Here is a 24,987-nt window from a genome sequence, read left to right on the forward strand (position 1 = left end):
CATGCCTCTCATGCTCAATGACGAACAGCAGATGCTGGCCGAGGCCGCAGACGGCTTCGTGCGCGAAAATGCCCCCGTGGCGCACCTGCGGGCCCTGCGCGACAGGGACGATGAGCGTGGCTACGACCCTGACCTGTGGACACGGTTTGCGCAGATGGGCTTTGCGGGCGTGCTCGTGGACGAGACCCATGGCGGATCGGGCCTAGGCGCGGTCGAGGCGGGCGTGATCGCCGAGGCGCTGGGCCGGACCCTTGCGCCCACGCCCTATTTCTCGACAGGCGTTCTTGGAGCGCACCTGATCAGCGCGCTCGGCAGCGAGGCCCAGCGCGAGCAGTGGCTCTCGTCCATCGCATCGGGCGAGGCGCTGATTGCCATGGCCATTGACGAGCACACCAAGCACAGGCCGCAGGCCACAGCCTTGGGCGCACGCCCGTCGGGCAACGGTTTCGTGCTCGACGGCAGCAAGACCTTCGTTGTCGACGGCCACGTTGCCGATGCCGTGGTGGTGCTGGCCCGCACCTCCGGCGAAGCCGGCTCAGCCCACGGCCTCAGCCTGTTCCTGGTCGATCCCGCAACCTCGGGCGTGGGCATTGAGCGAACGCGCATGGTCGACAGCCACAACGCCGCGCGCATCACCTTCGACAAGGTGCAGGTGGCGGGCGATGCCCTGATCGGGCCGCTCGACGAGGGACTTTCAGCCCTGCAACCCACCCTCGATACCGGGCGCGCCTGCATCAGCGCCCATCTCAACGGCATCAGCGCGGAGTGCTTCGAGCGCACCATGGAGTATCTGCGCACGCGCCAGCAGTTCGATCGCCCCATCGGCAGCTTTCAGGCCCTGCAACATCGCGCGGCGCATCTGTTCACCGAGATCGAGCTGTCGCGCGCCGCCACCCTCGCCGCCCTCCAGCGCCTCGATCAGGATGCAGACAGCGCTGCGGCAGACGTCGCCATCGCCAAGGCCAAGGCCGGGCGCGTGGCCGAACTGGCCGTGCAGGAAGCGGTGCAGATGCACGGCGGCATCGGCATGACCGACGAGCACGACATCGGCCTGTTCATGAAGCGGGTGCGCGTCGCCCAGGAATGGCTGGGCGATGCGGCCTGGCACACCGAGGCGCTGGCGCGCCGTCACGGCTATTGAGGGCGCGCGGGTCTCAGCCCCGGCACGCCGCCACGAAGTTCGCGGCCAGCTCGCCTGTCAGCCCCGGCACCGGGCCCTCGCTCTGGGCACCGTAGGACAGGCCGATCTCGCCGCCGGCTTCCAGCCGCTGCAACAGGTCATCGGGGGCGTCGCCATTGGCCAGCACGCCGCTGGAACGCGACGACTCGAGGTCAGCGACAAAGGCATAGACCTCATCGCCCACGCCGACGCTCATGCGGTCCTCGCTGGCGATGGGCTCGAAGCGCTCGCCCACCACCTGTATCCGCGCAGGGCCTGACAGGCAGGTCAGGCGGATCAGGGGCGTGCCATCATCGCTCGCATAGGACACAGAGGGGCCCATGCTGTCGGCGCTCCAGCCGGTGCGCGCGGGCGGCTCGGGCGGGTCTTCATCCACCGGCGCCTGGGGCGCCTCGCACGCGACAAGCACCGTGCAGGCCATGGCAGTCATCATGCTGGCGGGGCTGGCCCACTTCGCTGCGGATAGTCTCATCGTCATCTCATCATCTGCGGGACTTCGCACCCGGCGCAGAACATCGCGCCGCACCCGGAGCACCATGATCCCTCGCTGAAAGCCCCCTGGCCGGAGGCTGAAACTTATTTGTCGGGCAGGCTTGCGCCGCGCATACCGGACCACCCCACCTGATGACGCCAAACGCGCGCGCCGACGTCAGGCCCGGATCACGGCGCCAGCAGCCTATTTCGGTGCTGGCGTGCTCTGGCCTGTGCAGCTGTTGCGACACCTGTGCCAGCGCTGGCGACAGACGTCCTCATTGCTGGTCCGAGCACGGGTGCAGCGTTGGAAGGGCGCGTTGCACTCCTGCATGCACTGTCGCTGTGCCGGCGTCGGCTGTGCAGGCGTTTGCTGGGCCATGGCGGCATAGGACGCGGCGAATACTCCGGCACCCATGCAGGCTGCGATGCAGAAAGCGGCGAGCCTACCTCTTGACGTCATCGTGTCCTCCCTCGTGACGTTTTCTCCCGTGGCTACAATGCGCTCATTTTTCGATCTGCGCCAGTTTGTCGCAGAAACGCGCCGGAGAAGACGCCGCGAGGCCTACAGGCGCGTGCGGATCGCCCACAGTTCGGGGAAGCAGCGGCGCTCCAGGGTGCTCATCAGATAGCCCACCCCGTCCGTGCCGCCTGTGCCGCGTCGCCGGCCGATGATTCGCTCGACCGTGACGACGTGCTTGTGCCGCCAGGTGAGCAGAGCATCGTCGAGATCGACCAGCTTCTCGGCAAGCTGATAGAGCGCCCACCATCGCCCGGTGTCGGCATAGACGCTCATCCACGCATCCTCCACGGCCGGGTCGGACACATAGGGCTGGCTGACATCGCGCCGGATCACATGATCGGGCAGGCTGAGGCCCTGGGCATGAAGCTGGCGCAGGGTCTCGTCGTATAGGCTGGGTGCCTCGATGGCCTGGCGCAGGGCGGCAAGCGCGTGAGGCCTTGCGGTGTGATATTTCAGGAAGCGCGCGTCCTTCAGGCCCAGCATGGCCTCGACCGTGCGGAACTGGTCGCTCTGAAAGCCCGAACTGGTGCCCAGCTCGCCTCGAAAGCGCAGATAGTCCGCAGGCGTCATGGTCGAGAGGATGTCCCAGCTCTGCGTCATCACGCTCTGGATGCGCGACACACGCGCCAGGCTCTTGTAGGCCGGCACCAGATTGCCCTCACGCACAAGCCGCATCGACAGGCTCAGTTCGTGCAGGATCTGCTTGAGCCACAGCTCCTTGGTCTGGTGGATGATGACGAACAGCATCTCGTCATGCTCGGCGCTCAGCGGTTTCTGCTGATCCAGCAGGGCGTCGAGCGACAGGTAGCTGGCATAGGTGATCTCGCGCGGGGCGTCGGGCGTCTGGGTCATGACCCGTCTTAGCGCGAGCAGGCCCTATCCGACCAGACGCGGCACCAGGCCGTGCTCGCCCGGACAGCTCAGCGCGTGCACGCGCAGGTCGGCTTCCCCGATTGACAGGCCTGCGACAGCCAGAGCCTGTCCGACAAGGGCATCGAGCACCGGCCCCAGCGGCGCCACCAGCAGTTCGAGCGCGCGCGCCAGATTACCAAGGCCGAGCCCCAGCCCCACCACATTGACCTCGATCTCCATGCGTCCCAGCAAGCTGGCGATCAGGCCCGATGCGGCCTGCTGCACGGACACGCGCTTTACTCTCTGCTCCTCGATGTCACGGCCATTGAAGCTGAGCGTCTGCCAGCGCAGGTCAGAGACCGATACGTCCGCCTGCGCGCGTATGCTGACCAGACCGGCGACGGACATCAGCGTGGCCCGCTGCACGGCCACCTCGCGCGTGAAATCGGCCAGGTGGCGCGTATCGACATCGCCGAGCCGCGCCCGCGCCAGGCCGGGGCGCGCCTCCAGCCTGACCTGCCTGCCGCCATCGCAGCTCAGGGCACCCAGCCTCGCCTCCGATGCCGCCAGCTCGACCAGCAGCGGCAGCCTGACCTGCGCCAGGCCCGCCAGCTTCTGCGAAGTCAGGGCCGTGATGAAAAGGCGCGCCTGGGCCGTGCGGATCACCGGGGTGCCGTCCGCGCTCACGGTCATCCAGGGCGAGCGGTTGGGGCGCTCGCCGATGGCAAGTACAATCTGGGTGTCGGCCAGTCCAGTGTGTGCGCCCGTCGCCAGCGCCACCTGCCGCGATCCGGCCGCGACCTCGATCATCGCACTGGCAAGATCAAGGGCCGAGACCCTGACAGCCGGGCTGTCGCGCAGGCTTCCGACGCTCGCATCGAGCACGTCGACCATGCGCACGCTCCGGTCCGCCACGGCGGCGCGGGAGAGGCTGCTCAGTGCGCTGGCGGCCCTGCCCTGAGCCAGAGTCTCGAGCACCCCCAGAGCCCGTGCCAGGGAAATCTCCCCGCTCATCACGGCACTGTCGGATGCCAGGTCGAGGTTCATCTCGCTGGCCAGGGCATCGAAATAGTCCAGCAGACTGATGTCGGCACCGGCCAGGGCCTGATAGTCCATGACCGTCAGAGAGACGCGGCTGCCCGTCAGTTCGCTCAGCACACTGTTGGCCAGACCCCCGTCGAGGCGTGCAAGACGCGATCCGATCGAAAAGGCCGCTTCGGGTCTGGCAAGGCTGACGCTGGCGCGCGCGCGGCGCTCGATCATGACGCTGTCCCGGCCCAGGACCAGCGCGCCAAAGTACAGCCTTGCAGGTGCGCGCAGGCGCACCTCGGCGGCATTGGGCGCGTCGGCATCGGGCGTGAAACGCTCCGTCGGTGCCAGCCGGGCATCGGCACGATAGAGCCCGGCCTGCACGCTCATGACCTCGACCCCGGCCAGATTGGCCTCGGCGGTGGCCCGTGCAGCGCGCTCATGACGTCCGAGATCGCGCGCGGCGGCCAGAGCCGAGAGATCGGCCGCCGATTGCACCTTGCGGGCATGAAAGGCCACGGCCCCAAGGTCGGTCGCTACCGCCACCACCAGGCAGAGCAGGCCAGCCACAAGCGCCCCCATCACCGCCGTGGCACCGCGCGTGTCGCACCAGAAGCGCTTGCGCGAGACGCTCATCAGTAGCCTCCGGTACGCACGACAGCGGTGCGGACGATGTGCTCCGGCGGCGGGGGCAGCATGACGGCAAACGCCTGCAACGGGTGGGCGCTGGCTGCATAGCGAAGCTGCACGCTGATACTCTCGGCATCACTAGCCACGCTGACCTCTATCCCCTCGGGATCGAGCCCCATGGCGCCACTGCCCGCAGAGCGGACATAGCCATGCACTAGTCCTTGCCGCTCATCTTCGGAAAGGCCCGCGATGGCGACCCGCGCCGCATCGGACGCCAGCATCTGGAGACTCTGCGCCATCCAGAACCAGCTGCCATAGACGATGATGGCAAAGACCAGCACCAGCATCAGCGGCGCGATCAGGGCGAACTCGACCGCCGACGCGCCCTTTTCGCAGTGCGTCATGCGACAGCACCCGATGGCGCTGTCCGTGCTGGCGCAATGCCCCCGATGATGCCCCACGCGACGCCCTCCTTCGCCTTCAGGGTGCAACAGTGCCAGCATCGCGTTAAACGCGAGTAAATCGTCAAAACACTCGCATTGGATGTATTCTGCCGAGCTGAAACTTTATGCCCACGCACGCGGTTGTCGGCGTGCAGGCGGGTCGGAAACGGCCAGTGCCAGCTGATTTACACTGCCATGGAAGGGATACAGACATGGGCTCCGACATCGATCACGACATCAAGGTTCTCAACGGCCTGATCGAAACGACGCTTGATTCCGCCGACGGCTACGCGGAAGCAGCCAAGGAAACCGACAACACCGCCCTGCGCTCTCTGTTCGAGAAGCGCGGCTCCGAGCGCCGTCAGGTCGCCAGCGAGCTTCAGAGCAAGGTGCGCGCCCTGGGCGGAGAGCCCGAGGACGACGGCACCGTTCTGGCCAAGGCCCACCGCACCTTCCTCAGCGTGAAGCACGCCGTGCTCAAGGACGAGCAGGCCGTCATCAACTCGGTCGAGAACGGCGAGGACTTCATCAAGGACAAGTATGAGAAGGCGCTCAAGGACGACGACCTGACGCCCGCCACGCGCAGCTTCATCTCCAGCACCTATCCGGTGATCAAGGACGGCCACGACCAGATGCGCGACATCAAGCACGCCATGCAGGGTCATTCCTGAGCGCCTGCGGACTGAACCGTCCATGACGCAGCAAAAAAAAGCCCCGGTCTGACGACCGGGGCTTTTTCACATTCCTGAAGGAGGCCTTACTCGGAAGCGTCCCCGGCCGCGGTGGTGTCCACATCGCGGCGCTGCTGGCGCTCGGCGATACGGGCGGACTTGCCGCGACGGTCACGCAGGTAATAGAGCTTGGCGCGGCGCACGATGCCGCGACGCTTGACCTCGATGGACTCGATGTTCGGCGACAGGATCGGGAACTTGCGCTCCACGCCCTCACCGAAGGAAATCTTGCGGACCGTGAAGGTCTCGTTGATGCCCGTGCCCGCGCGCGCGATGCAGACACCTTCGAAGGCCTGGACGCGCTCGCGCTCGCCTTCCTTGATGCGCACGTTGACGCGAAGGGTGTCGCCGGGGCGGAAATCGGGCAGGGTGCGCCCTTCAATCAGCTTGGCCTTTTCTTCGGCCTCGATCTGCTGAACGATATTCATGTCATCTCTCCTCGGGCTTCAGTCGCCCTTTGCCTGTAAGTTGGCGAGGTGGCGTTCCCATAGATCGGGCCGCCGCTCCCGCGTCGTCTGCTCCCGCTGCTGCTGTCGCCAGTCGGCCACCTTGCGGTGATCGCCCGACAAAAGAACCTCGGGAATATCGACCCCTTCAAACGTCCGCGGCCGTGTAAACTGCGGGTGCTCGAGAAGCCCATCTTCAAAACTCTCACTGCTGAGGCTGTCGGCCTGACCCAGCACGCCGGGTATCAGCCTGACACAGGCCTCGATCGCCACCATGGCCGCCGCCTCGCCTCCGGCAAGAACGGCATCGCCGACGGCGATCTCCTCGAACCCGCGCGCATCCAGCACGCGCTGATCCACCCCCTCGAAGCGCCCGCACAGGACGATCAGTCCCGGTGCCTGCGCCCATTTCCTGACACGTGCCTGGGTCAGGGGCCTGCCCCGGGCACTCATGTAAAGCCGTGGCCGCTTGCCGGTCTCGAAGCTGTCGAGCGCGCGGGCCACCACATCGGCTTTCAGCACCTGTCCGGGGCCTCCGCCCGCGGGGGTGTCGTCGAGAAAGCCGCGCTTATCGTTCGAAAAGTCGCGAATGTCCACAGTTTCGAGTGACCACAAGGCCTTTTCGCGCCACGCGGTGCCGATCAGCGAAACGCCGAGCGGGCCGGGGAACGCCTCGGGGAACATGGTCAGGACGGAAACCGCATAGGTCATCGGACAGCGCTTCTAGCGCCGTGGCGCGTCCGTGGCGAGAGCGCACAGGCGGTGCGGCCCAATGAGCCCCTGTCTGGCGGATCGCCCGCGTTTGCACTATATTGAAGGTGTCCGGGTTCGCCCGGACTATGGAGATAAACGCGCGCATAATAAGCGGACCGGACCCGGGTGCGATTCCCGGCGGCTCCACCACCATTCTTTCCCCCGTCCCACTTCGGGCAGGCTGGAAAGTGCGGGGCCGATCAGCATCGACGGACGTGTAAAGGCGTTGCTTTCTCTCGGCCTGACCCACCGTTTCGGGTCATTAAACTAACTGCGAACGATAACTTCGCTGGAGAAGTCCGTCTGGCCGCGTAATGCGGTCCGACAGATTTCGCATCTAAACTCCTGGGGGTTCAGATCCTCAGGCGGGGCCCGGAGGCGCCTGGCAACAGAAGCCTCCACCCTCCCCCGATTAAATTTAATCCGCTGTGACCGGCTTTGATGCGCCTGCGCCCCTTTCGCCGCAGGGGCCTCCTGTCTATTTTGCGCGGGCGGCGAACACGCCCGGCCAACGCGATCACAGGGACGGCGGCATGAAGGACGAGGCTCCGGTCGACCACCTCGGCTATCAGGACATGGCCCAGGAGGCCCTGCGCGGGGTGATCCGGGCGGCGCTGCGACGCGCGGGCGAGCCCGAGGGCCTGCCGGGCGATCATCACTTCTACATCACCTTCGTGACGCGCGCGGACGGTGTCAGCATTCCCGAGGATCTGGCCAGGGCCTATCCCGACGAAATGACCATCGTGCTCCAGCACCAGTTCTGGGATCTGGTGGTGAGCGAGACCGAGTTCTCGATCGTTCTGCAGTTCTCGGGCCAGCCCAAGAAGCTGGTGGTGCCCTATGCGGCCGTGACGCGCTTCTACGATCCCAGCGTGCAGTTCCTTCTCCAGTTCGAGCTGCCCCCACTCGCAGCACCTTCCGACAGCCCGGACGACACCAAGGGTACAGAGGCACCGGACGAGGCTTCGAGCGCCGCCGGGGACGGCGAGGATGGCGCGGCCAAGGTCGTATCTCTGGATACGTTCCGCAAAAGATGATTTGATCGGCCCACCGGTCAGCTCGCGCTCGTGCCTGCTGGCGCTTCTGGGAGGGGGCTCATCGTGTTCAATCGATTCTTGCGCCAGTCAGGGCAGCATTTCGTGCGCGCAGGCGCGGCGGCATTGGCGTGCGTGCTGGCGGTGGCTTGCACGCCCTCGCCGTCTCCGGGTGCCCATACCCACGCCGATGCGCGCTTTGCCGGCTGGACCGGCGCGGTGGTCTCGGCGGACTGGACCGACAGCGTGCGGCGCCCCATCGACGCTTTCGACAACGCCCGGCGAGACCTGACCTCGGCCTTCATCGCCGCTGGCTTCGATCAGGCAACCTTCGTCAACTATTCGCTGCGCCCGGATGTGAGACAGCCGACCACGCCGCAGCAGGCCCTCAACGGCATCGCTCAGACGGCCCGGCGCGGAACGGCAGGGTGCTTCCTCTATTTCACCTCGCACGGCTCGCCGCGCGGTATCGTTTTTGGTCCGGGCGGATTGATGGCCCCCTCGCAGATGGCCAGCCTGGTCGATCAGTGGTGCGGCACGCGTCCCACGGTGGTAGTGGTCTCGGCCTGCTATTCGGGGGTGTTCGTTCCCGCCCTGGCCGCGCCCAACCGCATGGTCGTGACGGCAGCGCGCCCGGATCGCAACTCCTTCGGCTGCAGCCAGGAAGCGACCTATCCCTATTTCGACGGCTGCATGCTCGAGGGCCTGCGCACGGCGCGCAACTTCGTCGAGCTGGCCGAGGGCGCGCGCACCTGTGTCAGCCGCCGCGAGCGCGAGGAGCGCCTGTCACCGCCCTCCGAGCCCCAGATCTCCATCGGTAGCGAGATCGCCGCTATCCTGCCTGGACTGACGTTCCGGGGCCGCTGACGCACATCAGCGGGCGCTGACCCTGATCACGATCCGCTCGCGCTCGCCCTCGACGCGCTCGACCAGCAGGCGCGCGACCTGGGCGTCGTCGTGGAAGGTATAGCCCTTGACGGCATCCAGCAGGGCCTTGGCCAGATTGTCGAGGTCCAGCCAGGGTGGTTCGCCGATGTGCTCCATGACGATGTGCACGTCGTGGTCCCCCCACGCAGCGCGGCGACCGCGCCACTCCTTGCGGAAGAACTCATAGACCAGCGGCTTGTAGTATTTCGCCTGGGTGGTCAGGCCGTCGATGACGATCTCGAGACCGCTCGCCTGCTCGCGTGCGCGCACCTTGCCCGTGCCGATCCATTCCCCGCTCATCAAAGTTCCTGCGGTCCCTTTGCCTGAAAACCTGCGCTGATCACGGGACGCGCCCGCTCCGGCCTGCGTCTTGCTCAGGGCCACGCTCGTGCTACACCCGCGCCGACGCGACCATAAGCCCCTTTGCGCGAGGCCGACACCATGAGCAGCACCCGCACCGAAACCGATACCTTTGGCCCCGTCGAGGTCGATGCCTCGCGCTACTGGGGTGCCCAGGCCCAGCGCTCGCTCGGCAACTTCCGCATCGGCTGGGAGAAGCAGCCCCTGCCCGTCGTCCGCGCGCTCGGCATCGTCAAGCGTGCCTGCGCCGAGACCAATCTGGCGCTGGGCAAACTGGATCCTTCCCTGGCCGAAGCGATCATCGCGGCGGCCAACGAGGTCATCGAGGGCAAGCTCGACGATCATTTCCCTCTGGTGGTCTGGCAGACCGGCTCGGGCACCCAGTCGAACATGAACGCCAATGAGGTGATCTCCAACCGCGCCATCGAGATTCTGGGCGGCGAGATGGGCTCGAAAAAACCGGTCCACCCCAACGACCACGTCAACATGAGCCAGTCGTCCAACGACACCTATCCCACGGCCATGCACGTGGCCTGTGCCGAAGAAGTCGTGCATCGCCTGCTGCCTGCCCTGACGCACCTTCGCGATGCTCTCCGCGCGAAATCGGACAGCTGGGCCGACATCATCAAGATCGGACGCACCCACACCCAGGACGCCACGCCGCTGACGCTGGGGCAGGAGTTCTCGGCCTATGTCCAGCAGATCACCAAGGGCATCGAGCGCATCGAAAGCACCCTGCCCGATCTGATGCAGCTGGCCCAGGGCGGCACCGCGGTCGGCACGGGGCTGAACGCGCCGGTGGGCTTTGCGCAAGGGGTGGCCGATCGCATCGCCGCCATCACCGGCCTGCCCTTCACAACCGCGCCCAACAAGTTCGAGGCCCTGGCCGCCCACGATGCCATGGTCATGAGCCACGGCGCGATCAACACGGTGGCCGCATCCCTGTTCAAGATCGCCAACGACATCCGCTTTCTGGGCTCCGGCCCGCGCGCAGGGCTGGGCGAGCTGTCCCTGCCCGAGAACGAGCCGGGCTCGTCGATCATGCCGGGCAAGGTCAATCCAACCCAGTGCGAGGCCCTCACCCAGGTCTGCGTGCAGGTGTTCGGCAATCATGCCGCCATCACCTTTGCGGGCTCGCAGGGCCACTTCGAGCTGAACGTGTTCAATCCGGTGATGGCCTATAACTTCCTGCAGTCCGTGCGCCTGATGGCCGATGCGGCGATAAGCTTCACCGACAACTGCGTGGTCGGCATCGAGCCGCGTCGCGACAACATCCAGCGTGGGCTTGAGAACAGCCTGATGCTGGTCACGGCGCTGAACGGCAAGCTGGGCTATGACACCTGTGCCAAGATCGCCAAGACCGCACACAAGAACGGCACCACCTTGCGCGAAGAAGCGGTGGGCGGCGGCTATCTGACGAACGAGGAGTTCGATCAGTGGGTGCGCCCCGAAAAGATGATCTCGCCGGGCTGAGGCGCGCCGGTCATGGCCGAGATCATCAATCTCAGGACTGTTCGCAAGCGCGCGGCCCGATCGAAGGATCAGGCCAGGGCCGCACAGAACCGTGCCCTGCACGGCCAGACGCGCGAGCAGATCACGGCCGCAAAAGCCGAGCGGGCCTCCCTGAATCGCGTCCTGGATCATGCGCGGCGCGAGGACGACGCTCCCGCCGCAGAACCCTGACGGCCTTGCGTGATCTGCATGGTTGATGCAGGCTCTAATAATGTCGATGGTGCGAGCAGGTCTGCTTTTGCTGGGTGTGATCGCATCCCTGATGCTGGGTGCCACACCACCCGTAGCGGCTGAGGTGCCATCCATCCCCTGTCATCAGGAAACCATTGCGGACGCCATAACCGTGAGCGAGGACAAGTCGCGGCAAGCTCCCGACGATCCCGGCTTATCCATCAACTTCATGGGCTGCTGCGTCATATCGGCTTGTGTTGCGACCGAGCCGACCACGCAGGCCGCTGTGTCGACCTTGATGATCACGCACAGCCCCCGCCATCGCTCTGTCGCGTGCGGACTGGACCCGATGCCTGAGCACGGTCCCCCACGGATCTGAGATCGCTGGCCCTGCATCGTTCGGGCACACAGCAAAGCGCAGACCTGTTTGGGCCTCGGACGAGGCACCGCGACGGCTTGCACCAGCGGGCAATCGTCGAGACGGGTCTTTGACACACAGCACCCAGACACAGGAGCAGATCATGTCTGCAACCCATAACGCGCGCCTGGCCGCCTTGGCGCTCGGCACCGCAATTCTGTCACTGACGAGCATCAATGCCTCGGCAGGCGAGCCGCCACGACACGCATCTCATCCCCCTCATGATCACGAACACCAGCCATCTGAAGAGGACGACCACGAAGGGCGGCATCCGCCCCACCATGACCACGACGAAGACCACACCCGCGATCATCGCATGGCGCATAACGAAAACGGGTCAGGCCACCACATGCCAAGTCCTATTGGCCCCTGGACCATCGCTCGTGATGCCTCCGGTACCAGCTGGCAGCCCGATGCTTCCCGTCATGGCGGCCTGCATTGGCAGAATGGTGACTGGTCCTTCATGAGTCACACCCTGCTCAATCTGTCCTACAGCCGCCAGAATGGTCCCCGAGGCGATCAGCAGGTCTTTGCTTCGGGAATGATCATGGGCTCGGCACGACGTGAGCTCAGCCAGGAGACGACCCTTAATCTGCGCGCCATGCTCAGCCCCGACCCCTCGATGGGGCGTGAGGGCTATCCCCTGCTGCTGGCTGCCGGCGAGACTGCGGACGGGGTCACACCGCTGGTGGACAGACAGCATCCCCACGAGCTCATCATGGAGCTTTCAGCATCGCTTTCGAGACGACTGGGAGAGAATTCTTCCGCCTATCTCTATGCGGGTCTGCCTGGCGAACCAGCATTCGGGCCGCCAGCCTTCATGCACCGTATGAGCGCCATGGACAGCCCGGAAGCACCGATCACCCACCACTGGCTCGATTCCACACACATTGTGTTCGGCGTGATCACGGCGGGATACGCGTGGAGAAATTTCAAATTCGAGGCGTCCGCCTTCAGGGGAAGGGAGCCTGACCAGAATCGCCTCGACATCGAATCGCCACGTCTGGACAGTGCAGCGTTGCGCCTGAGCTGGCTGCCGAATTCCGAGTGGGCAGTGCAGGTTTCTTGGGCTGACATCACCGCACCCGAACAGCTCCACCCAGACGATGATGAACGCAGATGGTCAGCAAGCGCTATACACACGCGTAACCTTGGAAGCGGCGGCTGGTGGTCCTCTACAATCGCCTTCGGACGTCGCATCGACGATCACGGTGAAAGCAAGGATGCTTGGCTGCTTGAGACCGCGCTTGCCCCTGACAACCGCTGGACATTGTTTGCCCGTGCGGAAAGCATCGAGAGCGACGAACTCATGCCTGGCCACGGCGGACATCATGGGGACGTCTACAGGGTCTCCAAGATTTCATTTGGCGCCATTCACGACTGGAGTATCGGCAGGCAAACTCGCCTTGGGTTGGGTGCCCTGTATGCCATCAACACCCTGCCGGATGCCCTGGCGATGTTTTACGGCCGCAGTGACCCGAGAGGCATGATGATCTTCCTCAGACTCAGGATCGACTGAGTGACCGAGTCCAGCCCGGCCGGAGCCCTCGGTTGCGGCCGGACTGGACTCACCACCAGCTAGCGACCGGCCTCGATGCGATAGGTCACGGGCTGGCCGTTGCCATCGACATCATCCCACTGCGCACCCACGGCGAGGGATTCGTCGAGCGGACGGCAATAGGGCTCGCTCGAAGGCTGGGGACTTTCGATCGTCACGCAGAGCAGCCCGGCATTCGGATCGAGCGTCCAGCGCCCGGTGATGCGCATGGCCCCTGCGCTGGCGTCCAGGGTACCGTCCTCGTTGAAGTGATAACGCACTTCCATGCCGCTATCGCTGCGCGACACCAGCGTGTTGCTGGTCAGCACATCCATGGGTGCGGCAAACGCAGTAGCCGCCGTCAGCGCAAAGACGCCGACGACAATTGAAGTCATGCAGGTTTTCATGAAACCCTCCCCTCGTTTCTCCCGGTCTGGAGGCTAGCAATACTGGCGCGGCGACTCAAGATTTCAGTCTTCGCCCAGATCAGCGGCAATCAAGACGGCATAACACTTCACTGTCATGAAACTCAGCCCATTGACTTTCCGGCGTTTTCACCTATGTCAGGGGCCACCTCGGAGCAGGACTGGCGAATCCGCGCCGCCCGCTCGCCCACGATCCGGGCGGCTCCGCGTGCTTGCTCCAAGAGTTTCATGACCGAATTCACCAAACTGGGCCTGTCCGCACACGCGCTGCAGGCCATCGCCGAAACCGGCTATACCGAAGCCACGCCCATTCAGTCGCAGGCCATCCCCGTCGCCCTCGCGGGGCGCGACGTGCTGGGCATCGCCCAGACCGGAACGGGAAAGACCGCTGCCTTCACCCTACCCATGATCGACCGGCTGTCGGCCGGGCGGGCGCGGGCGCGCATGCCCCGCGCGCTGGTGCTGGCACCGACCCGCGAGTTGGCCGATCAGGTCGGGGAGTCGTTTCGCAAATATGCCAAGGGCACGCGCCTGAGCTGGGCGCTGCTGATCGGCGGGGTGTCCATGGGCGATCAGGTCGCGGCGCTGGACAAGGGCGTCGATGTACTCATCGCCACGCCGGGGCGCCTGCTGGATCTGTTCGAGCGCGGCAAGATCCTGCTGACCGGCGTGCAGATCATGGTCGTCGACGAAGCCGACCGCATGCTCGACATGGGCTTCATTCCCGACATCGAGCGCATCTTCAAACTGACGCCGCCCCGGCGTCAGACCCTGTTCTTCTCGGCCACCATGCCGCCGGAGATCACGCGCCTGACCGAGGCCTTTCTCAAGGACCCGACCCGCATCGAGGTCAGCCGCCCGGCCACGACCGCCGACACCATCAGCCAGTTCATGACGCGCCTGCCCACCAGCGATCCCAAGGCCAAGCGCACGGCGCTGCGCGCCCTGATCGAGCGCGCGGATGTCAGGAACGGCATCGTGTTCTGCAATCGCAAGAGTGACGTGGACATCGTCGCCAAGTCGCTGAGCAAGCACGGGCTAGACGCGGCCCCCATCCACGGCGATCTCGACCAGTCGCTGCGCATGAAGACCCTGGCCAGTTTCCGGGCCGGAGATCTCAAGCTGCTGGTGGCCTCGGACGTGGCCGCACGCGGTCTCGACATTCCCGAGGTCAGCCACGTCTTCAACTACGACGTTCCCTATCACCCCGACGACTATGTGCACCGGATCGGGCGCACGGGCCGTGCAGGGCGCACGGGCGAGGCCTACATGATCGTCACGCCCCAGGACGACAAGGCGCTCGACAAGCTGCTGAAGCTGATCAAGAAAACGCCGCAAGAACTTGATCTGGATATTGACCTTCCGACCGAGTCGCGCGGGAAGCCTGCGGGTCGCAAGGCGTCAAGCCCTGAGCCCTCTGGCGCGGGTCGCACGCGCCGCGGCGCTGCCAAGAGCAGTGATGCCCCTGCCCCGGCCATGTCGGAGGCTCAAGGCACCGAGCCCCAGGAGCGCGCTGCGGAAGAAACTCGCACGCGCGCCGACAAGCCCGAAAAGAAGGCAAGCAAGCCCAGGTCGGAAAAGGCAGACAAACTCAGGGTCAACAAGGACAGTGGCGACAAGGACGGGGGCAGGGCCAGCGCAAGCAAGGCCTCGCGTTCCGGCGACAGCACCCGGGCTGGCAGTCGTGCTGACACCGCTGCGCGCGGGCGCAGTCGCGCCCAGCCCGAGCCTGTCGGTGCCTCGGCCTTTGGCTCGGCGTCCGATGTGCCCGCCTTCCTGCGACGCGGTTACTGATCCGCCCGGTTTGCGGCGATTATTCGCTGTCCGCCCGCGCGCTTAACCGCGTGTTACGAAACCCCATGCTTAGCCTTATATCGCCATAAGATAAGGCTATAGGGTGCAGGGGAGCGTTCATGGGTGCAGCCGTCCAGACCAAGATCAGGGGGCCGGAGGCCTATGCGCTCGCGCGCCAGGCTCTGGACGAGATGGAAAAGGCCCGCGTCTGGCCGACTCCCCTGAACTTCGAGCTTTGGCTGCATCATCTGGGCGACCCCCACGGGGCTCTGGCGCGTGAGCTGTCCCGGATCATCGCGTCCGGCGACACCATCACCGAAGAAGTCAGCGAGACCCTGGCGGCAGAGTATCTGCCGCGCATGCGCCTTTCCGAAGACATCTACGATGCCGGTGCGGTCCTGACGCGCGAGCTGGCCTCGGTCACCCAGGCCATAACCGATGCCCGCAATGCCCAGAGCGCCTATGGCGAGCACCTGAGCGATGCGAGCCGCAGCCTGAACGCCAGCGTCAGCGCGGATGATCTGGGCGCCATGGTCGCCACCTTGCAATCTGCCACACTGAAGGTCGCCGAGGACAACAGTGCGCTGGAGACCCGTCTGGCCGCGTCCACGCGCGAGATTCAGGTGCTGCGCGAGCATCTCGATCAGGTTCGCCGTGATGCCATGACAGACGCCCTGACAAATCTGGCCAACCGCAAGGCCTTCGACGAGGAGCTTGAGCGTCTGTGCGAGACTGCCGATCGCGAGCGCAGCCCCCTGACGCTGGCCGTGGTCGACATCGATCACTTCAAGGCCTTCAACGACACCTGGGGCCACCAGACGGGCGACCAGGTGCTGCGCTATGTGGCCAGCGTGCTGGCGCGCATCGGGCGCAGCCCGCGCGTTGCGGCGCGATACGGCGGCGAGGAATTCGCCATGATCTTCCCCGCCGAGAGCGCGCCGATCGTGTTCTCTGCCCTGGAGAGCGCGCGTACCGAGATTGCATCACGCTCACTGCGGCGCCGCTCGACCAACGAGGAGCTGGGCTCGGTCACGGTCTCGGCCGGGCTTGCCCAGCGTCAGCCACAGGAAGCGCCCGTTTCGCTGTTCGAGCGGGCCGACGCAGCGCTCTATCACTCGAAGCGCTCGGGCCGGAACCGCATCACCATCGCCGAGAGCCTTGAAGAGGCCGCATAGCCGGTCAAGGCTACGCCGGAATTAGGACCTGCGGAGCGCGCAGCACCATGAGATCGTTTCTCTTTGCCGCGGCCTACTGGGTCCTGTCGGTCGGCTACACCCTGCTGGCGGCACTGGCGGCGCTGTTTCCCGGTCGTGGGCTCGTGCGCGGCGTCATCCGGGCCTATGTACGCTCGATGGTATGGGCCATGCGCCATGTCGCGGGCATCCGTCTGCACGTTGAGGGCCGCGAGCATCTGCCCGAGGGGGCCTTCATACTCGCGTGCAAGCACCAGTCATGGGGCGACGGCTTCTGCATCTACAGCCAGTTCGACGATCTGGCCTTTGTCACGGGCGATCATCTGGAGCGCTTTCCCCTGCTTGGTACCGTGCTGCGCAAGCTGGGCGCGATCGTGGTCAATAACTGCGGCGGGATCGAAGCGCGACGCGCCCTTGCCAGCCGCGCCGCCGAAGCCCACGCCGAGGGGCGGCGCATCCTGATCTATCCCGAAGGCCATCTGGCGCGCGTGGGCGAGAAGTTCCGCTATCGCGCCGGTGTGTGGCACATGGCGCGCGATTTCCAGATGCCCGTGGTGCCCGTGGCGACCAACCTCGGTCTGTTCTGGCCTCAGCAGAGCCACCGCAAGCAACCGGGCCTGGCCACCCTCGCCTTCCTGCCCCCAATCGCGCCCGACCTGCCCAAGGCGCAGTTCATGGAAACTCTTGAGGCCGCCATAGAGCAGCGCACCGCAGAACTGGTCAGTGAGGCATCGGGCCAGCCCATAAGCCCGGCCGTGCGCGTGCCCGCCCCGGACGAGCGTGGGGTCCGCGAGACCTGAGTCTCAGTCCTCGCTGGCGGGCGTGATCGTCACGCTTTCGCCGCAGCCGCAGGCGTCGGTCTCGTTGGGATTGCGGAACACGAACTTCGAGGCAAGCGCCGTCTCCTCGAAATCGATCTCGGTGCCGATCAGGAAAAGAACGGCCTTTGGCTCGACCAGCAGGGTCACGCCCTTGTCCTCTATCACCTCGTCGAGCGGATCGATGGTGGTGGCATAGTCGAGCGTGTATTCCTGGCCTGCGCAGCCGCCGTTCTTCACGCCGATCCGCAGGCCCCGCACGGGCGTGGCAGAGCGCGCCATGATCGCACGCACGCGCTCGGCAGCCCGCTCGGTCAGGCTGACCACCCGGGGGCGGGGACGGCGCGGGCGCATGACGGTCTCGCTCATCATCGCCTCGTCAGAACATATTGAGCGCGAGCTTGGCCTCATCGCTCATCTTGGAGGGATCCCACGGCGGGTCGAATGTCAGGTTCACGCTGGCAGAGCGTACGCCTTCGACCTTGCGCACCGCATCCTCGACCCAGCCGGGCATCTCGCCTGCCACGGGGCAGCCCGGCGCGGTCAGGGTCATGTCGATGCGCACGTCCATGTCGTCCGAGACGTCGACACGATAGATCAGCCCCAGCTCGTAGATGTCGACCGGGATCTCGGGATCATAAACCGACTTCAGCGCCTCGATCAGCGCATCGGTCAGACGCGCCAGATCGTCGGGCGAGAGCGAGGCATGGGCCTGATCGTCAGGCGCGGGCGCGCCGGTCGCGCCTTGCGCTTCGAGGTCTGGGGCCTGGGACGGCTGGACTGCACTCATCGAAAGAAACTCTGGGCCTTGCTGACGGCGGCCACGAAGGCGTCCGCATCGTCGAGGGTATTATATAGGGCAAAGGAGGCGCGCGCGCTCGACGTCACGCCAAGACGCCGGGCGAGTGGCTCTGCACAATGCAGGCCCGCGCGAACGGCCACGCCGTAGCGATCAAGGATCTGCGCCAGATCGTGGGCATGGACCCCTTCCATGACAAAGGTCAGGATCGCACCCTTGCCGGGCGCCTCACCCAGCACCCTGACCCCTTCGATCGCGCCAATCCCGGACAGGGCACGCTCGTACAGCGCCTGCTCGTGCGCGTGCACAGCGGTGCGATCCATAGCCATGAACCAATTGAGAGCGGCATCGAGACCGATGGCCTCGAGGATCGGCGGCGTGCCCGCCTCGAAGCGACGGGGCACCCCGGCATAGACGATGGCATCCTCGCTGACGCTCTCGATCATCTCGCCGCCGCCCTGCCATGGCGGCAGGGACGACAGTGCCTCCTGAGTGCCATAGAGCGCGCCTATGGCCGTCGGGCCATAGAGCTTGTGCCCGGTCAGCACATAGAAATCACAGCCGATGGCCTGCATGTCCGGCTGGGCGTGCACCGCGCCCTGACAGCCATCGACCAGCACCCTCGCGCCCGCCGCATGGGCCAGACGCACGATCCTGTCGAGCGGGTTGATGGTGCCCAGCACGTTGGACATATGGGTCACGGCCACCATGCGCGTGCGCGGGCCAATGGCGCGCTCCAGCGCCGCCATGTCGAGCTGGCCGTCATCGAGGACAGGCACCCAGACAAGACGCGCGCCGCTGCGCTCACAGGCCATGTGCCAGGGCACGATGTTGGAGTGATGCTCCATCTGGGTGACGATCACCTCGTCGCCGGGCTTGAGGGCCAGCCCTGCCGCAACCAGATTGATAGCCTCGGTGCCACCGCGCGTGAGCACGATCTGCTCGGCACTGCCCGCATTCAAGAAGCGCGCGAGCGTATGGCGCACGGCCTCGAAGGCCTCTGTCGCCTCGTTTGCGAGCGTATGCAGCCCGCGATGCACATTGGCATAGGCCCCGCGCATGGCCGCGCTCATGGCTTCGATCACCACCTCGGGCTTCTGGGCCGAGGCTGCATTGTCGAGATAGACCAGCGGGTGCCCGTTGACCTGACGCGACAGGATCGGCACCTGCGCGCGCGCGGCAGCGGGGTCAAAACGGCTCATCAGAGTCTGTCCGTCAGCCATTGCCTCACCACCTCGCGGGCCTGCTCGTGTTCGATGCGCTCGACCACTTCCATGAGGAAAGCCTCGGTCAGCAGCGCCTGAGCCTCATCGCGCGGCAGGCCGCGGCTTTGCAGATAGAACAGCGCGCTCTCATCCAGCGCACCCACCGTATTGCCGTGGGCACAGCTCACGTCATCGGCATAGATCTCAAGCTCTGGCTTGGCATTGACCTCGGCGCGCTCGCCAAGAATCAGCGCGTGGTGGCCCATGCGCGCATCGGTGCCGTCCGCGCCGCGCTCGACCACGATCTTGCCCTGAAACACGCCGCGCGCCTGGTCGTGCACCACGCCTTTGGTCAGTTGCGACGTCACGCCATCAAGCCCGCTGTGGCGCACCACGCTGGTCATGTCCGCGTGGCGCGAACCCTTCAGCACATAGACGCCGTCCATGCGCACCTCGGCGCCATCGCCCGAATGGGCCAGGTGCGTCTCTGCGCGTTGCAGGCGCGCCCCGGTCATGAGCACGATCTGGTGACAGGTGCCGCCCGGCGCCACGCTCACCTTCGCCTCGCTGATTGCCGTGGCGCCCTCGCCATCCTCGGCCAGCACGATGCGCGTGAGCTTTGCACCCACCGGCACCTCGATGCTGACGCGGTTGTGGGCGAAATAGGTGGTGCCCAGCCCCTCGTGGCTCTCCAGCAAAAGCAGGTCCGCTCCGGGCTCCAGCGTGATACTGGCATGGGCGCCATGGCCCGTCCCAACGGTGTTGGAAACGAAGCGCAGTCTCAGGGTCTGCTGACCGCGCGCCTGAAAGTGACCCGTGCCTGGGGTGTGCCCGTTGCCGAACGTCATCTCCTCGCCGCCCAGTGCCCTGAACGGCCCGCCCTGCGCCACGGCGACGGGCGCCGAGCGGGAGGGCGCATCGCGCGTCATGCGCGACAGGTCGCTCCACTTCCAGGCCTCGCTGCGGCGGCTGGGCCAGGTGGACGGATCGAGAATGTCGAGTTGGGTTGTGCTCACGCCGCTGCGGGAAGGAACTTGTCGTAGCCCTCCGCCTCCAGCTCGTGCGCCAGCTCCGGTCCGCCCGAGGCGACGATGCGCCCGGCCGCCAGCACGTGCACCCGGTCCGGTCTGATGTGGTCCAGCAGGCGCTGATAGTGGGTGATCACCAGCATCGACCGATCGGGCGAGCGAAGCGCATTCACGCCCTCGGCCACGATGCGCAGGGCATCGATGTCGAGGCCGGAGTCCGTTTCATCGAGCACCAGCAGCGAGGGTTCCAGCAGAGCCATCTGCAGGATTTCCATGCGCTTCTTCTCGCCGCCCGAGAAGCCCACGTTGAGCGGGCGCTTGAGCATGTCGAAGTCCATACGCAGGGCCGAGGCCGCAGCCTTGACGCGCTTCATGAACTCGGGCGCCGACACCTCGTCCTGTCCGCGTGCGCGAAGCTGGGCATTGAGGGCGGTGCGCACGAACGTCAGGGCCGGAACGCCGGGAATTTCGACCGGATACTGAAACGACAGGAACACGCCTGCCGCCGCCCTCTCCTCGGGCTCCATGGCCAGAAGGTCGTCGCCGCGCCAGGTCACGACACCTTCGCTCGCCTCATAGCCGGGACGCCCGGCCAGGGCATAGCCCAGCGTCGACTTGCCCGCACCATTGGGGCCCATGATGGCGTGCACCTGCCCTGCGGGCACATCCAGCGACAGGCCCTTGAGGATCGGCTTGTCGCCGATGGTCACGTGGAGGTTGTTGATAGAGAGCATTGTTTCTTCTGTTTATCCAACTGAGCCTTCGAGGCTGATCGCCACCAGCTTCTGCGCCTCCACCGCGAACTCCATCGGCAGGGTCTGGAGCACGTCGCGCACGAAGCCGTTGACCAGCAGGGCCACGGCCTCCTCCTCCGACAGGCCGCGCGAGCGGGCGTAGAAAAGCTGGTCATCCGACAGGCGCGTTGTAGTGGCTTCGTGCTCCAGCTGGGCCGAGCCGTTGCGCGCCTCGATATAGGGCACGGTGTGGCTGCCGCAGTCCTTGCCGATCAGCAGGCTGTCGCACTGGGTGAAGTTGCGCACGCCCGAAGCCTTGGGATGCACCGAAACAAGGCCGCGATAGGTCGAGTCCGACCGGCCCGCCGAGACGGCCTTGGCGATGATGCGGCTTTTCGTGTTGCGGCCCAGATGGATCATCTTGGTGCCGGTATCGGCCTGCTGATGCCCGTTGGTGATGGCGATGGAATAGAACTCGCCCGAGCTGTCATCGCCGCGCAGTATGCACGAGGGGTATTTCCAGGTGACGGCAGAGCCGGTCTCGACTTGCGTCCAGCTGACCTTCGAGCGCGGCCCGCGACAGTCGGCGCGCTTGGTGACGAAGTTGTAGATGCCGCCCTTGCCGGTTTCGGGATCGCCCGGATACCAGTTCTGGACCGTGGAGTATTTCACCTCGGCATCGTCCAGCGCCACGATCTCGACCACGGCCGCGTGCAGCTGGTTCTCGTCGCGCATGGGCGCGGTACAGCCCTCCAGATAGCTGACGTAGGAGCCCCTGTCCGCGATGATCAGGGTGCGCTCGAACTGGCCGGTCTGGCTGGCATTGATGCGGAAATAGGTGGACAGCTCCATCGGACAGCGCACCCCCGGCGGGATGTAGACGAAGCTGCCATCGGAAAAGACGGCGCTGTTCAGGGCCGCAAAATAGTTGTCGGACACCGGCACCACCGAGCCCAGATACTGGCGCACCAGATCGGGATGCTCGCGCAGGGCCTCCGAGATGGGCATGAAGATCACGCCCGCCTTGGCCAGTTCCTCCTTGAAGGTCGTCACCACGCTGACGGAATCGAACACGGCATCGACGGCATAGCGCGGTGCGCCCTCGACGCCTGCCAGCACTTCCTGCTCCTTCAGGGGGATGCCCAGCTTGCGATAGGCCTCGAGGATTTCGGGATCGACCTCATCCAGCGATTTCGGCCCCGCCTTCGCCTTGGGCGCCGCATAATAGTGCAGGGCCTGATAGTCGATAGGGTCATAGCGCACGGCAGCCCAGGTGGGCTCGTCCATGGCCTGCCAGCGCTCGAAGGCCGCCAGCCGCCATTCCAGCATCCACTCGGGCTCGCCCTTCTTCTCGCTGATGAAGCGCACGATGTCGGCGTTCAGCCCTCTGGGTGCGAACTCCTGTTCGATGTCGGTGACGAAGCCGTGCTTGTAGCGCTCCAGCTCCGCAACCGTGTCGATGGTTTCCTTGACTGCGGGCATGGTGTCAGACGGTTTCCCTTGCACGCGCTTCCTGGCGCGCTCTGTGAGCGCCATAGGCGCGGGTCCAGACCTCGGCGAAACGCTGCCAGTGCTCGCGGCTCGTGCCCCAGCCGCCCGAGACGCGCACCGCGCCCAGCGCCAGAGGCTCCAGCCCCATCGCCATGAGGGTCTTGGACGGCTTGGTCTTGCCGGACGAGCAGGCCGAGCCTGCCGAGATCATCACGCCTGCCAGATCGAGGCTGATGAGCTGCTGCGGGCTTTCCCAGTCCGCCACGGCCATGAACAGGGTATTGGGCAGGCGCGGTGCGCCCTCGCCGATGATGGTCGCGCCCGCAGCGCGCACACGCGCCTCGGCCTCGTCACGCCAGAGCGCATGAGCGCCGGTCTCGTCCAGCTCGGCCATGGCCAGCTCTGCTGCCAGGCCGAAGCCGGCAATGCCCGGAACGTTCTCGGTGCCTGCGCGATAGCCGCGCTCCTGCCCCGCCCCGTGCAGGATGCGAACCGGCGCACGCCCCTCCTTCAGCACAAGGGCACCCGTGCCCTGCGGGCCGCCCAGCTTGTGCCCCGAGAGCGTCAGGCTGTCAGCGCCCAGCGCCGTCATGTCAACGGCGATCTTGCCGGCCGACTGAATGGCATCGACGTGCAGCCAGCCGCCCGCATCTCGCACCAGGCGCGCCGCCTCGGCGATGGGCTGGATCACGCCGCTTTCGTTGTTGGCGTGGTGGATGGCCACCAGTGCGGGACCGCGCTCATTGAGTAAAGCTGCCAGCTGGTCCAGATCAACGAGACCGTCTGGGCCGACGCCCACGATCTCGACCGGTACGCCGCTGTGCACGGCAGCCTCGGCGACGCATGGGTGCTCGGTGGCAGAGACGATCAGACGCTGACAGCCGCTGGCAATGGCCGAGGCCACTGCCTGGGCATTGCTCTCGGTGCCGCCGCTGGAGAAGGTCACGGCTGTAGGATCGGCACCGACCAGAGCCGCGACCTGGGCACGCGCCGTTTCAACCCGCGCCCGCGCACGGCGGCCCAGAGCGTGCACGGCATTGGGATTGCCGCCTTCGGCCAGCACCTCAGCCATCAGGTTCTGCACGGGCGGGCGGACCAGACCGCTGGCGTTGTAATCCAGATAGATCGCGCTCATGCCCTCGCCCCTTCGGACAGATCGGCAGGAGAGGCGCGGCGGGTGCGCCGCTGCACCACGTCCTCGAGGCTGACGCTCGCCAGATAGCGATGGATCTCAAGACCCAGGTCTTCCCACAGATGATGGGTGATGCACCGCTCGCCACCCATCATGCAGCCGCGCGGCGAGTCCTGACCGGCGCAGCGCGTGGCGCGGATCGGCTCGTCGACAGCCAGCACGATGTCGGCCACGGCGGTCTCGCGCGGCGGTCTGGCCAGGCGATAGCCGCCGCCGGGACCGCGAACGCTTTCGACCAGTCCATGCCTGCGCAGGCGGGAGAAAAGCTGTTCCAGATAGCTCAGCGAGATTTCCTGGCGTGTCGCGATCTCGGCAAGGGACACAGCGCGCACCTTCTCGCTCTCGCCCGCAGCGGGGCCGGAGCCATTGCGGGCCAGGTCGGCCATTGCCATCACTGCATAGCGCCCCTTGGTCGAGAGCCGCATGAAAAACCCCGTCAGAAATCGCGCGCATTCCGTGGCGTTTGTGCTAGAACCCGCCCCTTCGCAGAGGCATGGCGCAGGGGCACGGCGCGCAGGGCGGACATAGAAAGTCCGACTCGTGCGGTCAAGTATTTCCCTCCGTCTTTTGCCCCTGCCGCTTTTGCCGGTTCTTGTCGAGGTCGCCCAAAGTCCATGCCTGAAGTCATTCTGACCGGCGCATCTGGCCGTATCGAAGCCCGCTATTCTCCCGCCAAGCGCGACAATGCCCCCATTGCCCTGATCCTGCATCCGCACCCCAAGGCGGGCGGGCACATGAACAATCCGGTGGCGGTCCAGCTCTATCAGCTGTTCGTCAAGCGCGGCTTTGCGACCCTGCGCTTCAACTCGCGCGGCGTGGGCCGCAGCCAGGGCGAGTATGATTCAGGAATCGGCGAGCTGGCCGACGCAGCTACGGCACTGGACTGGCTTCAGGCCAGCAACCCGGCCGCCAGCCAGACCTGGGTCGCGGGCTATCAGTTCGGCGCCTACATCGGCATGCAGCTGCTGATGCGCCGACCCGAGACAGACGGTTTCATCTCGGTCTCGCCGCCGACCAACATGTATGATTTCAGCTTCCTTGCGCCCTGCCCGGCCTCTGGCCTGTTCCTGCATGGCACGGCGGACACCATCGTGCCGCCCGTCGAGGTCGAGCGCGTGGTCAACAAGCTGCGCACCCAGAAGGGCATCGTCATCGACTACGATCTGGTCGAGAACGCCAGCCACTTCTGGCAGGACCATCTGGCCGAAGTCGAAACGCGCGTCGGCAGCTATCTCGACAAGCGCCTGGCAGAAAAACCCGCCTGAAGATAACGGAACGCACGCGCAGCGCT

General features: G+C 65.8%; 27 protein-coding genes, 1 other RNA gene and 1 pseudogene. 12 read left to right on the top strand and 17 right to left on the bottom strand.

Annotated elements, in window-relative coordinates:
- The first annotated feature begins 1 nt into the window (after nucleotide 1).
- A complete protein-coding gene (locus ACK4E3_RS01250; RefSeq protein ID WP_409695179.1) occupies nucleotides 2-1,141 on the top strand; it encodes an acyl-CoA dehydrogenase family protein in 1,140 nt (379 codons plus the stop codon).
- 13 nt (nucleotides 1,142-1,154) lie between these two features.
- Here ACK4E3_RS01250 and ACK4E3_RS01255 read toward each other — a convergent pair whose 3' ends face one another.
- From ACK4E3_RS01255 to ACK4E3_RS01270, 4 genes are all read right to left on the bottom strand, one after another.
- Complete coding sequence (locus ACK4E3_RS01255) at nucleotides 1,155-1,652, bottom strand: hypothetical protein (protein WP_409695182.1); 498 nt, start codon at nucleotides 1,650-1,652, stop codon at nucleotides 1,155-1,157.
- 564 nt (nucleotides 1,653-2,216) lie between these two features.
- Nucleotides 2,217-3,026, bottom strand: coding sequence for a tryptophan 2,3-dioxygenase (locus ACK4E3_RS01260; RefSeq protein ID WP_409695185.1), 810 nt, complete (start codon nucleotides 3,024-3,026; stop codon nucleotides 2,217-2,219).
- 24 nt (nucleotides 3,027-3,050) lie between these two features.
- A complete protein-coding gene (locus ACK4E3_RS01265) occupies nucleotides 3,051-4,691 on the bottom strand; it encodes a TadG family pilus assembly protein (protein WP_409695188.1) in 1,641 nt (546 codons plus the stop codon).
- Nucleotides 4,691-5,089, bottom strand: coding sequence for a TadE/TadG family type IV pilus assembly protein (locus ACK4E3_RS01270; protein WP_409695191.1), 399 nt, complete (start codon nucleotides 5,087-5,089; stop codon nucleotides 4,691-4,693). The genes ACK4E3_RS01265 and ACK4E3_RS01270 overlap by 1 nt, the downstream gene beginning before the upstream one ends.
- Nucleotides 5,090-5,340: 251 nt before the next feature.
- Here ACK4E3_RS01270 and ACK4E3_RS01275 point away from each other — a divergent pair, with 251 nt between their 5' ends.
- Nucleotides 5,341-5,799: a ferritin-like domain-containing protein gene (locus ACK4E3_RS01275; RefSeq protein WP_409695194.1), complete on the top strand. Its 459-nt coding sequence runs from the start codon at nucleotides 5,341-5,343 to the stop codon at nucleotides 5,797-5,799.
- An 86-nt stretch (nucleotides 5,800-5,885) separates the two neighbouring features.
- On the opposite strand, the gene rplS is transcribed toward ACK4E3_RS01275, so the two are convergent.
- Both rplS and trmD read right to left on the bottom strand, forming a co-directional pair.
- Nucleotides 5,886-6,287 carry a 50S ribosomal protein L19 gene (gene rplS / locus ACK4E3_RS01280; protein ID WP_409695197.1) on the bottom strand — a complete coding sequence of 134 codons (402 nt, stop codon included), beginning with the start codon at nucleotides 6,285-6,287 and terminating at the stop codon, nucleotides 5,886-5,888.
- Between the two features lie 18 nt (nucleotides 6,288-6,305).
- Nucleotides 6,306-7,016: a tRNA (guanosine(37)-N1)-methyltransferase TrmD gene (gene trmD, locus ACK4E3_RS01285; protein ID WP_409695200.1), complete on the bottom strand. Its 711-nt coding sequence runs from the start codon at nucleotides 7,014-7,016 to the stop codon at nucleotides 6,306-6,308.
- Nucleotides 7,017-7,086: 70 nt separating this feature from the next.
- Here trmD and ssrA point away from each other — a divergent pair.
- The 3 genes from ssrA to ACK4E3_RS01300 all read left to right on the top strand — a co-directional run bounded on the left by ssrA (nucleotide 7,087) and on the right by ACK4E3_RS01300 (nucleotide 8,959).
- Nucleotides 7,087-7,461, top strand: a transfer-messenger RNA (tmRNA) gene (ssrA, locus tag ACK4E3_RS01290).
- 130 nt (nucleotides 7,462-7,591) lie between these two features.
- Nucleotides 7,592-8,095, top strand: a complete 504-nt coding sequence (locus ACK4E3_RS01295; RefSeq protein ID WP_409695202.1) for an SspB family protein — start codon at nucleotides 7,592-7,594, stop codon at nucleotides 8,093-8,095.
- A gap of 63 nt (nucleotides 8,096-8,158) precedes the next feature.
- A complete protein-coding gene (locus tag ACK4E3_RS01300; protein WP_409695205.1) occupies nucleotides 8,159-8,959 on the top strand; it encodes a C13 family peptidase in 801 nt (266 codons plus the stop codon).
- A 6-nt stretch (nucleotides 8,960-8,965) separates the two neighbouring features.
- Here the strand turns inward: ACK4E3_RS01300 and ACK4E3_RS01305 are convergent, their stop codons facing one another.
- Nucleotides 8,966-9,319 carry a RusA family crossover junction endodeoxyribonuclease gene (locus ACK4E3_RS01305; protein WP_409695208.1) on the bottom strand — a complete coding sequence of 118 codons (354 nt, stop codon included), beginning with the start codon at nucleotides 9,317-9,319 and terminating at the stop codon, nucleotides 8,966-8,968.
- Between the two features lie 141 nt (nucleotides 9,320-9,460).
- Between ACK4E3_RS01305 and fumC the strand changes: the two genes are divergently transcribed.
- Nucleotides 9,461-10,852, top strand: a complete 1,392-nt coding sequence (fumC, locus tag ACK4E3_RS01310; protein WP_409695211.1) for a class II fumarate hydratase — start codon at nucleotides 9,461-9,463, stop codon at nucleotides 10,850-10,852.
- Nucleotides 10,853-10,864: 12 nt separating this feature from the next.
- Complete coding sequence (locus tag ACK4E3_RS01315) at nucleotides 10,865-11,062, top strand: DUF4169 family protein (RefSeq protein WP_409695214.1); 198 nt, start codon at nucleotides 10,865-10,867, stop codon at nucleotides 11,060-11,062.
- A gap of 144 nt (nucleotides 11,063-11,206) precedes the next feature.
- Here ACK4E3_RS01315 and ACK4E3_RS01320 read toward each other — a convergent pair whose 3' ends face one another.
- Nucleotides 11,207-11,368 carry a hypothetical protein gene (locus tag ACK4E3_RS01320; protein ID WP_409695217.1) on the bottom strand — a complete coding sequence of 54 codons (162 nt, stop codon included), beginning with the start codon at nucleotides 11,366-11,368 and terminating at the stop codon, nucleotides 11,207-11,209.
- 215 nt (nucleotides 11,369-11,583) lie between these two features.
- Between ACK4E3_RS01320 and ACK4E3_RS01325 the strand changes: the two genes are divergently transcribed.
- Nucleotides 11,584-12,999 (top strand): hypothetical protein, encoded by a 1,416-nt coding sequence (locus ACK4E3_RS01325; RefSeq protein WP_409695220.1) that lies wholly within the window; start codon nucleotides 11,584-11,586, stop codon nucleotides 12,997-12,999.
- A gap of 59 nt (nucleotides 13,000-13,058) precedes the next feature.
- Here the strand turns inward: ACK4E3_RS01325 and ACK4E3_RS01330 are convergent, their stop codons facing one another.
- Nucleotides 13,059-13,412, bottom strand: coding sequence for a hypothetical protein (locus ACK4E3_RS01330; protein ID WP_409695223.1), 354 nt, complete (start codon nucleotides 13,410-13,412; stop codon nucleotides 13,059-13,061).
- 258 nt (nucleotides 13,413-13,670) lie between these two features.
- Here ACK4E3_RS01330 and ACK4E3_RS01335 point away from each other — a divergent pair.
- From ACK4E3_RS01335 to ACK4E3_RS01345, 3 genes and pseudogenes are all read left to right on the top strand, one after another.
- A pseudogene (locus ACK4E3_RS01335) lies at nucleotides 13,671-14,801 on the top strand (DEAD/DEAH box helicase); the annotation flags it as partial.
- A 554-nt stretch (nucleotides 14,802-15,355) separates the two neighbouring features.
- Nucleotides 15,356-16,411: a GGDEF domain-containing protein gene (locus ACK4E3_RS01340; RefSeq protein WP_409695226.1), complete on the top strand. Its 1,056-nt coding sequence runs from the start codon at nucleotides 15,356-15,358 to the stop codon at nucleotides 16,409-16,411.
- Between the two features lie 47 nt (nucleotides 16,412-16,458).
- Nucleotides 16,459-17,229 carry a lysophospholipid acyltransferase family protein gene (locus tag ACK4E3_RS01345; protein WP_409695229.1) on the top strand — a complete coding sequence of 257 codons (771 nt, stop codon included), beginning with the start codon at nucleotides 16,459-16,461 and terminating at the stop codon, nucleotides 17,227-17,229.
- A 3-nt stretch (nucleotides 17,230-17,232) separates the two neighbouring features.
- Here the strand turns inward: ACK4E3_RS01345 and ACK4E3_RS01350 are convergent, their stop codons facing one another.
- From ACK4E3_RS01350 to ACK4E3_RS01385, 8 genes are read right to left on the bottom strand one after another with little or no spacing between them, the layout of a single operon-like run.
- A complete protein-coding gene (locus tag ACK4E3_RS01350; protein ID WP_409695232.1) occupies nucleotides 17,233-17,616 on the bottom strand; it encodes a HesB/IscA family protein in 384 nt (127 codons plus the stop codon).
- Nucleotides 17,617-17,626: 10 nt separating this feature from the next.
- Nucleotides 17,627-18,037, bottom strand: a complete 411-nt coding sequence (locus ACK4E3_RS01355) for an SUF system Fe-S cluster assembly protein (protein WP_409695235.1) — start codon at nucleotides 18,035-18,037, stop codon at nucleotides 17,627-17,629.
- Nucleotides 18,034-19,248 carry an aminotransferase class V-fold PLP-dependent enzyme gene (locus ACK4E3_RS01360; protein WP_409695238.1) on the bottom strand — a complete coding sequence of 405 codons (1,215 nt, stop codon included), beginning with the start codon at nucleotides 19,246-19,248 and terminating at the stop codon, nucleotides 18,034-18,036. Before ACK4E3_RS01360 ends, ACK4E3_RS01355 begins: the two co-directional genes overlap by 4 nt.
- Nucleotides 19,248-20,267 (bottom strand): Fe-S cluster assembly protein SufD, encoded by a 1,020-nt coding sequence (gene sufD, locus ACK4E3_RS01365; RefSeq protein WP_409695241.1) that lies wholly within the window; start codon nucleotides 20,265-20,267, stop codon nucleotides 19,248-19,250. Before sufD ends, ACK4E3_RS01360 begins: the two co-directional genes overlap by 1 nt.
- Nucleotides 20,264-21,013, bottom strand: coding sequence for a Fe-S cluster assembly ATPase SufC (sufC, locus tag ACK4E3_RS01370; protein WP_409695244.1), 750 nt, complete (start codon nucleotides 21,011-21,013; stop codon nucleotides 20,264-20,266). The genes sufD and sufC overlap by 4 nt, the downstream gene beginning before the upstream one ends.
- A 12-nt stretch (nucleotides 21,014-21,025) precedes the next feature.
- A complete protein-coding gene (gene sufB / locus ACK4E3_RS01375; protein ID WP_409695247.1) occupies nucleotides 21,026-22,495 on the bottom strand; it encodes a Fe-S cluster assembly protein SufB in 1,470 nt (489 codons plus the stop codon).
- A 4-nt stretch (nucleotides 22,496-22,499) separates the two neighbouring features.
- On the bottom strand, nucleotides 22,500-23,639 hold the full coding sequence (locus ACK4E3_RS01380; protein WP_409695250.1) for a cysteine desulfurase family protein: 1,140 nt from the start codon (nucleotides 23,637-23,639) through the stop codon (nucleotides 22,500-22,502).
- Nucleotides 23,636-24,121 carry an Rrf2 family transcriptional regulator gene (locus ACK4E3_RS01385; protein WP_409695253.1) on the bottom strand — a complete coding sequence of 162 codons (486 nt, stop codon included), beginning with the start codon at nucleotides 24,119-24,121 and terminating at the stop codon, nucleotides 23,636-23,638. The genes ACK4E3_RS01380 and ACK4E3_RS01385 overlap by 4 nt, the downstream gene beginning before the upstream one ends.
- A 189-nt stretch (nucleotides 24,122-24,310) precedes the next feature.
- Between ACK4E3_RS01385 and ACK4E3_RS01390 the strand changes: the two genes are divergently transcribed.
- Entirely contained in the window at nucleotides 24,311-24,961 is a 651-nt protein-coding gene (locus ACK4E3_RS01390; RefSeq protein ID WP_409695256.1) for an alpha/beta hydrolase, read from the top strand.
- The last annotated feature ends 26 nt before the right edge of the window (nucleotides 24,962-24,987 follow it).

The organism is Brevundimonas sp., assembly GCF_046299595.1.
In the GTDB taxonomy this organism is placed as follows: domain Bacteria; phylum Pseudomonadota; class Alphaproteobacteria; order Caulobacterales; family Caulobacteraceae; genus Brevundimonas.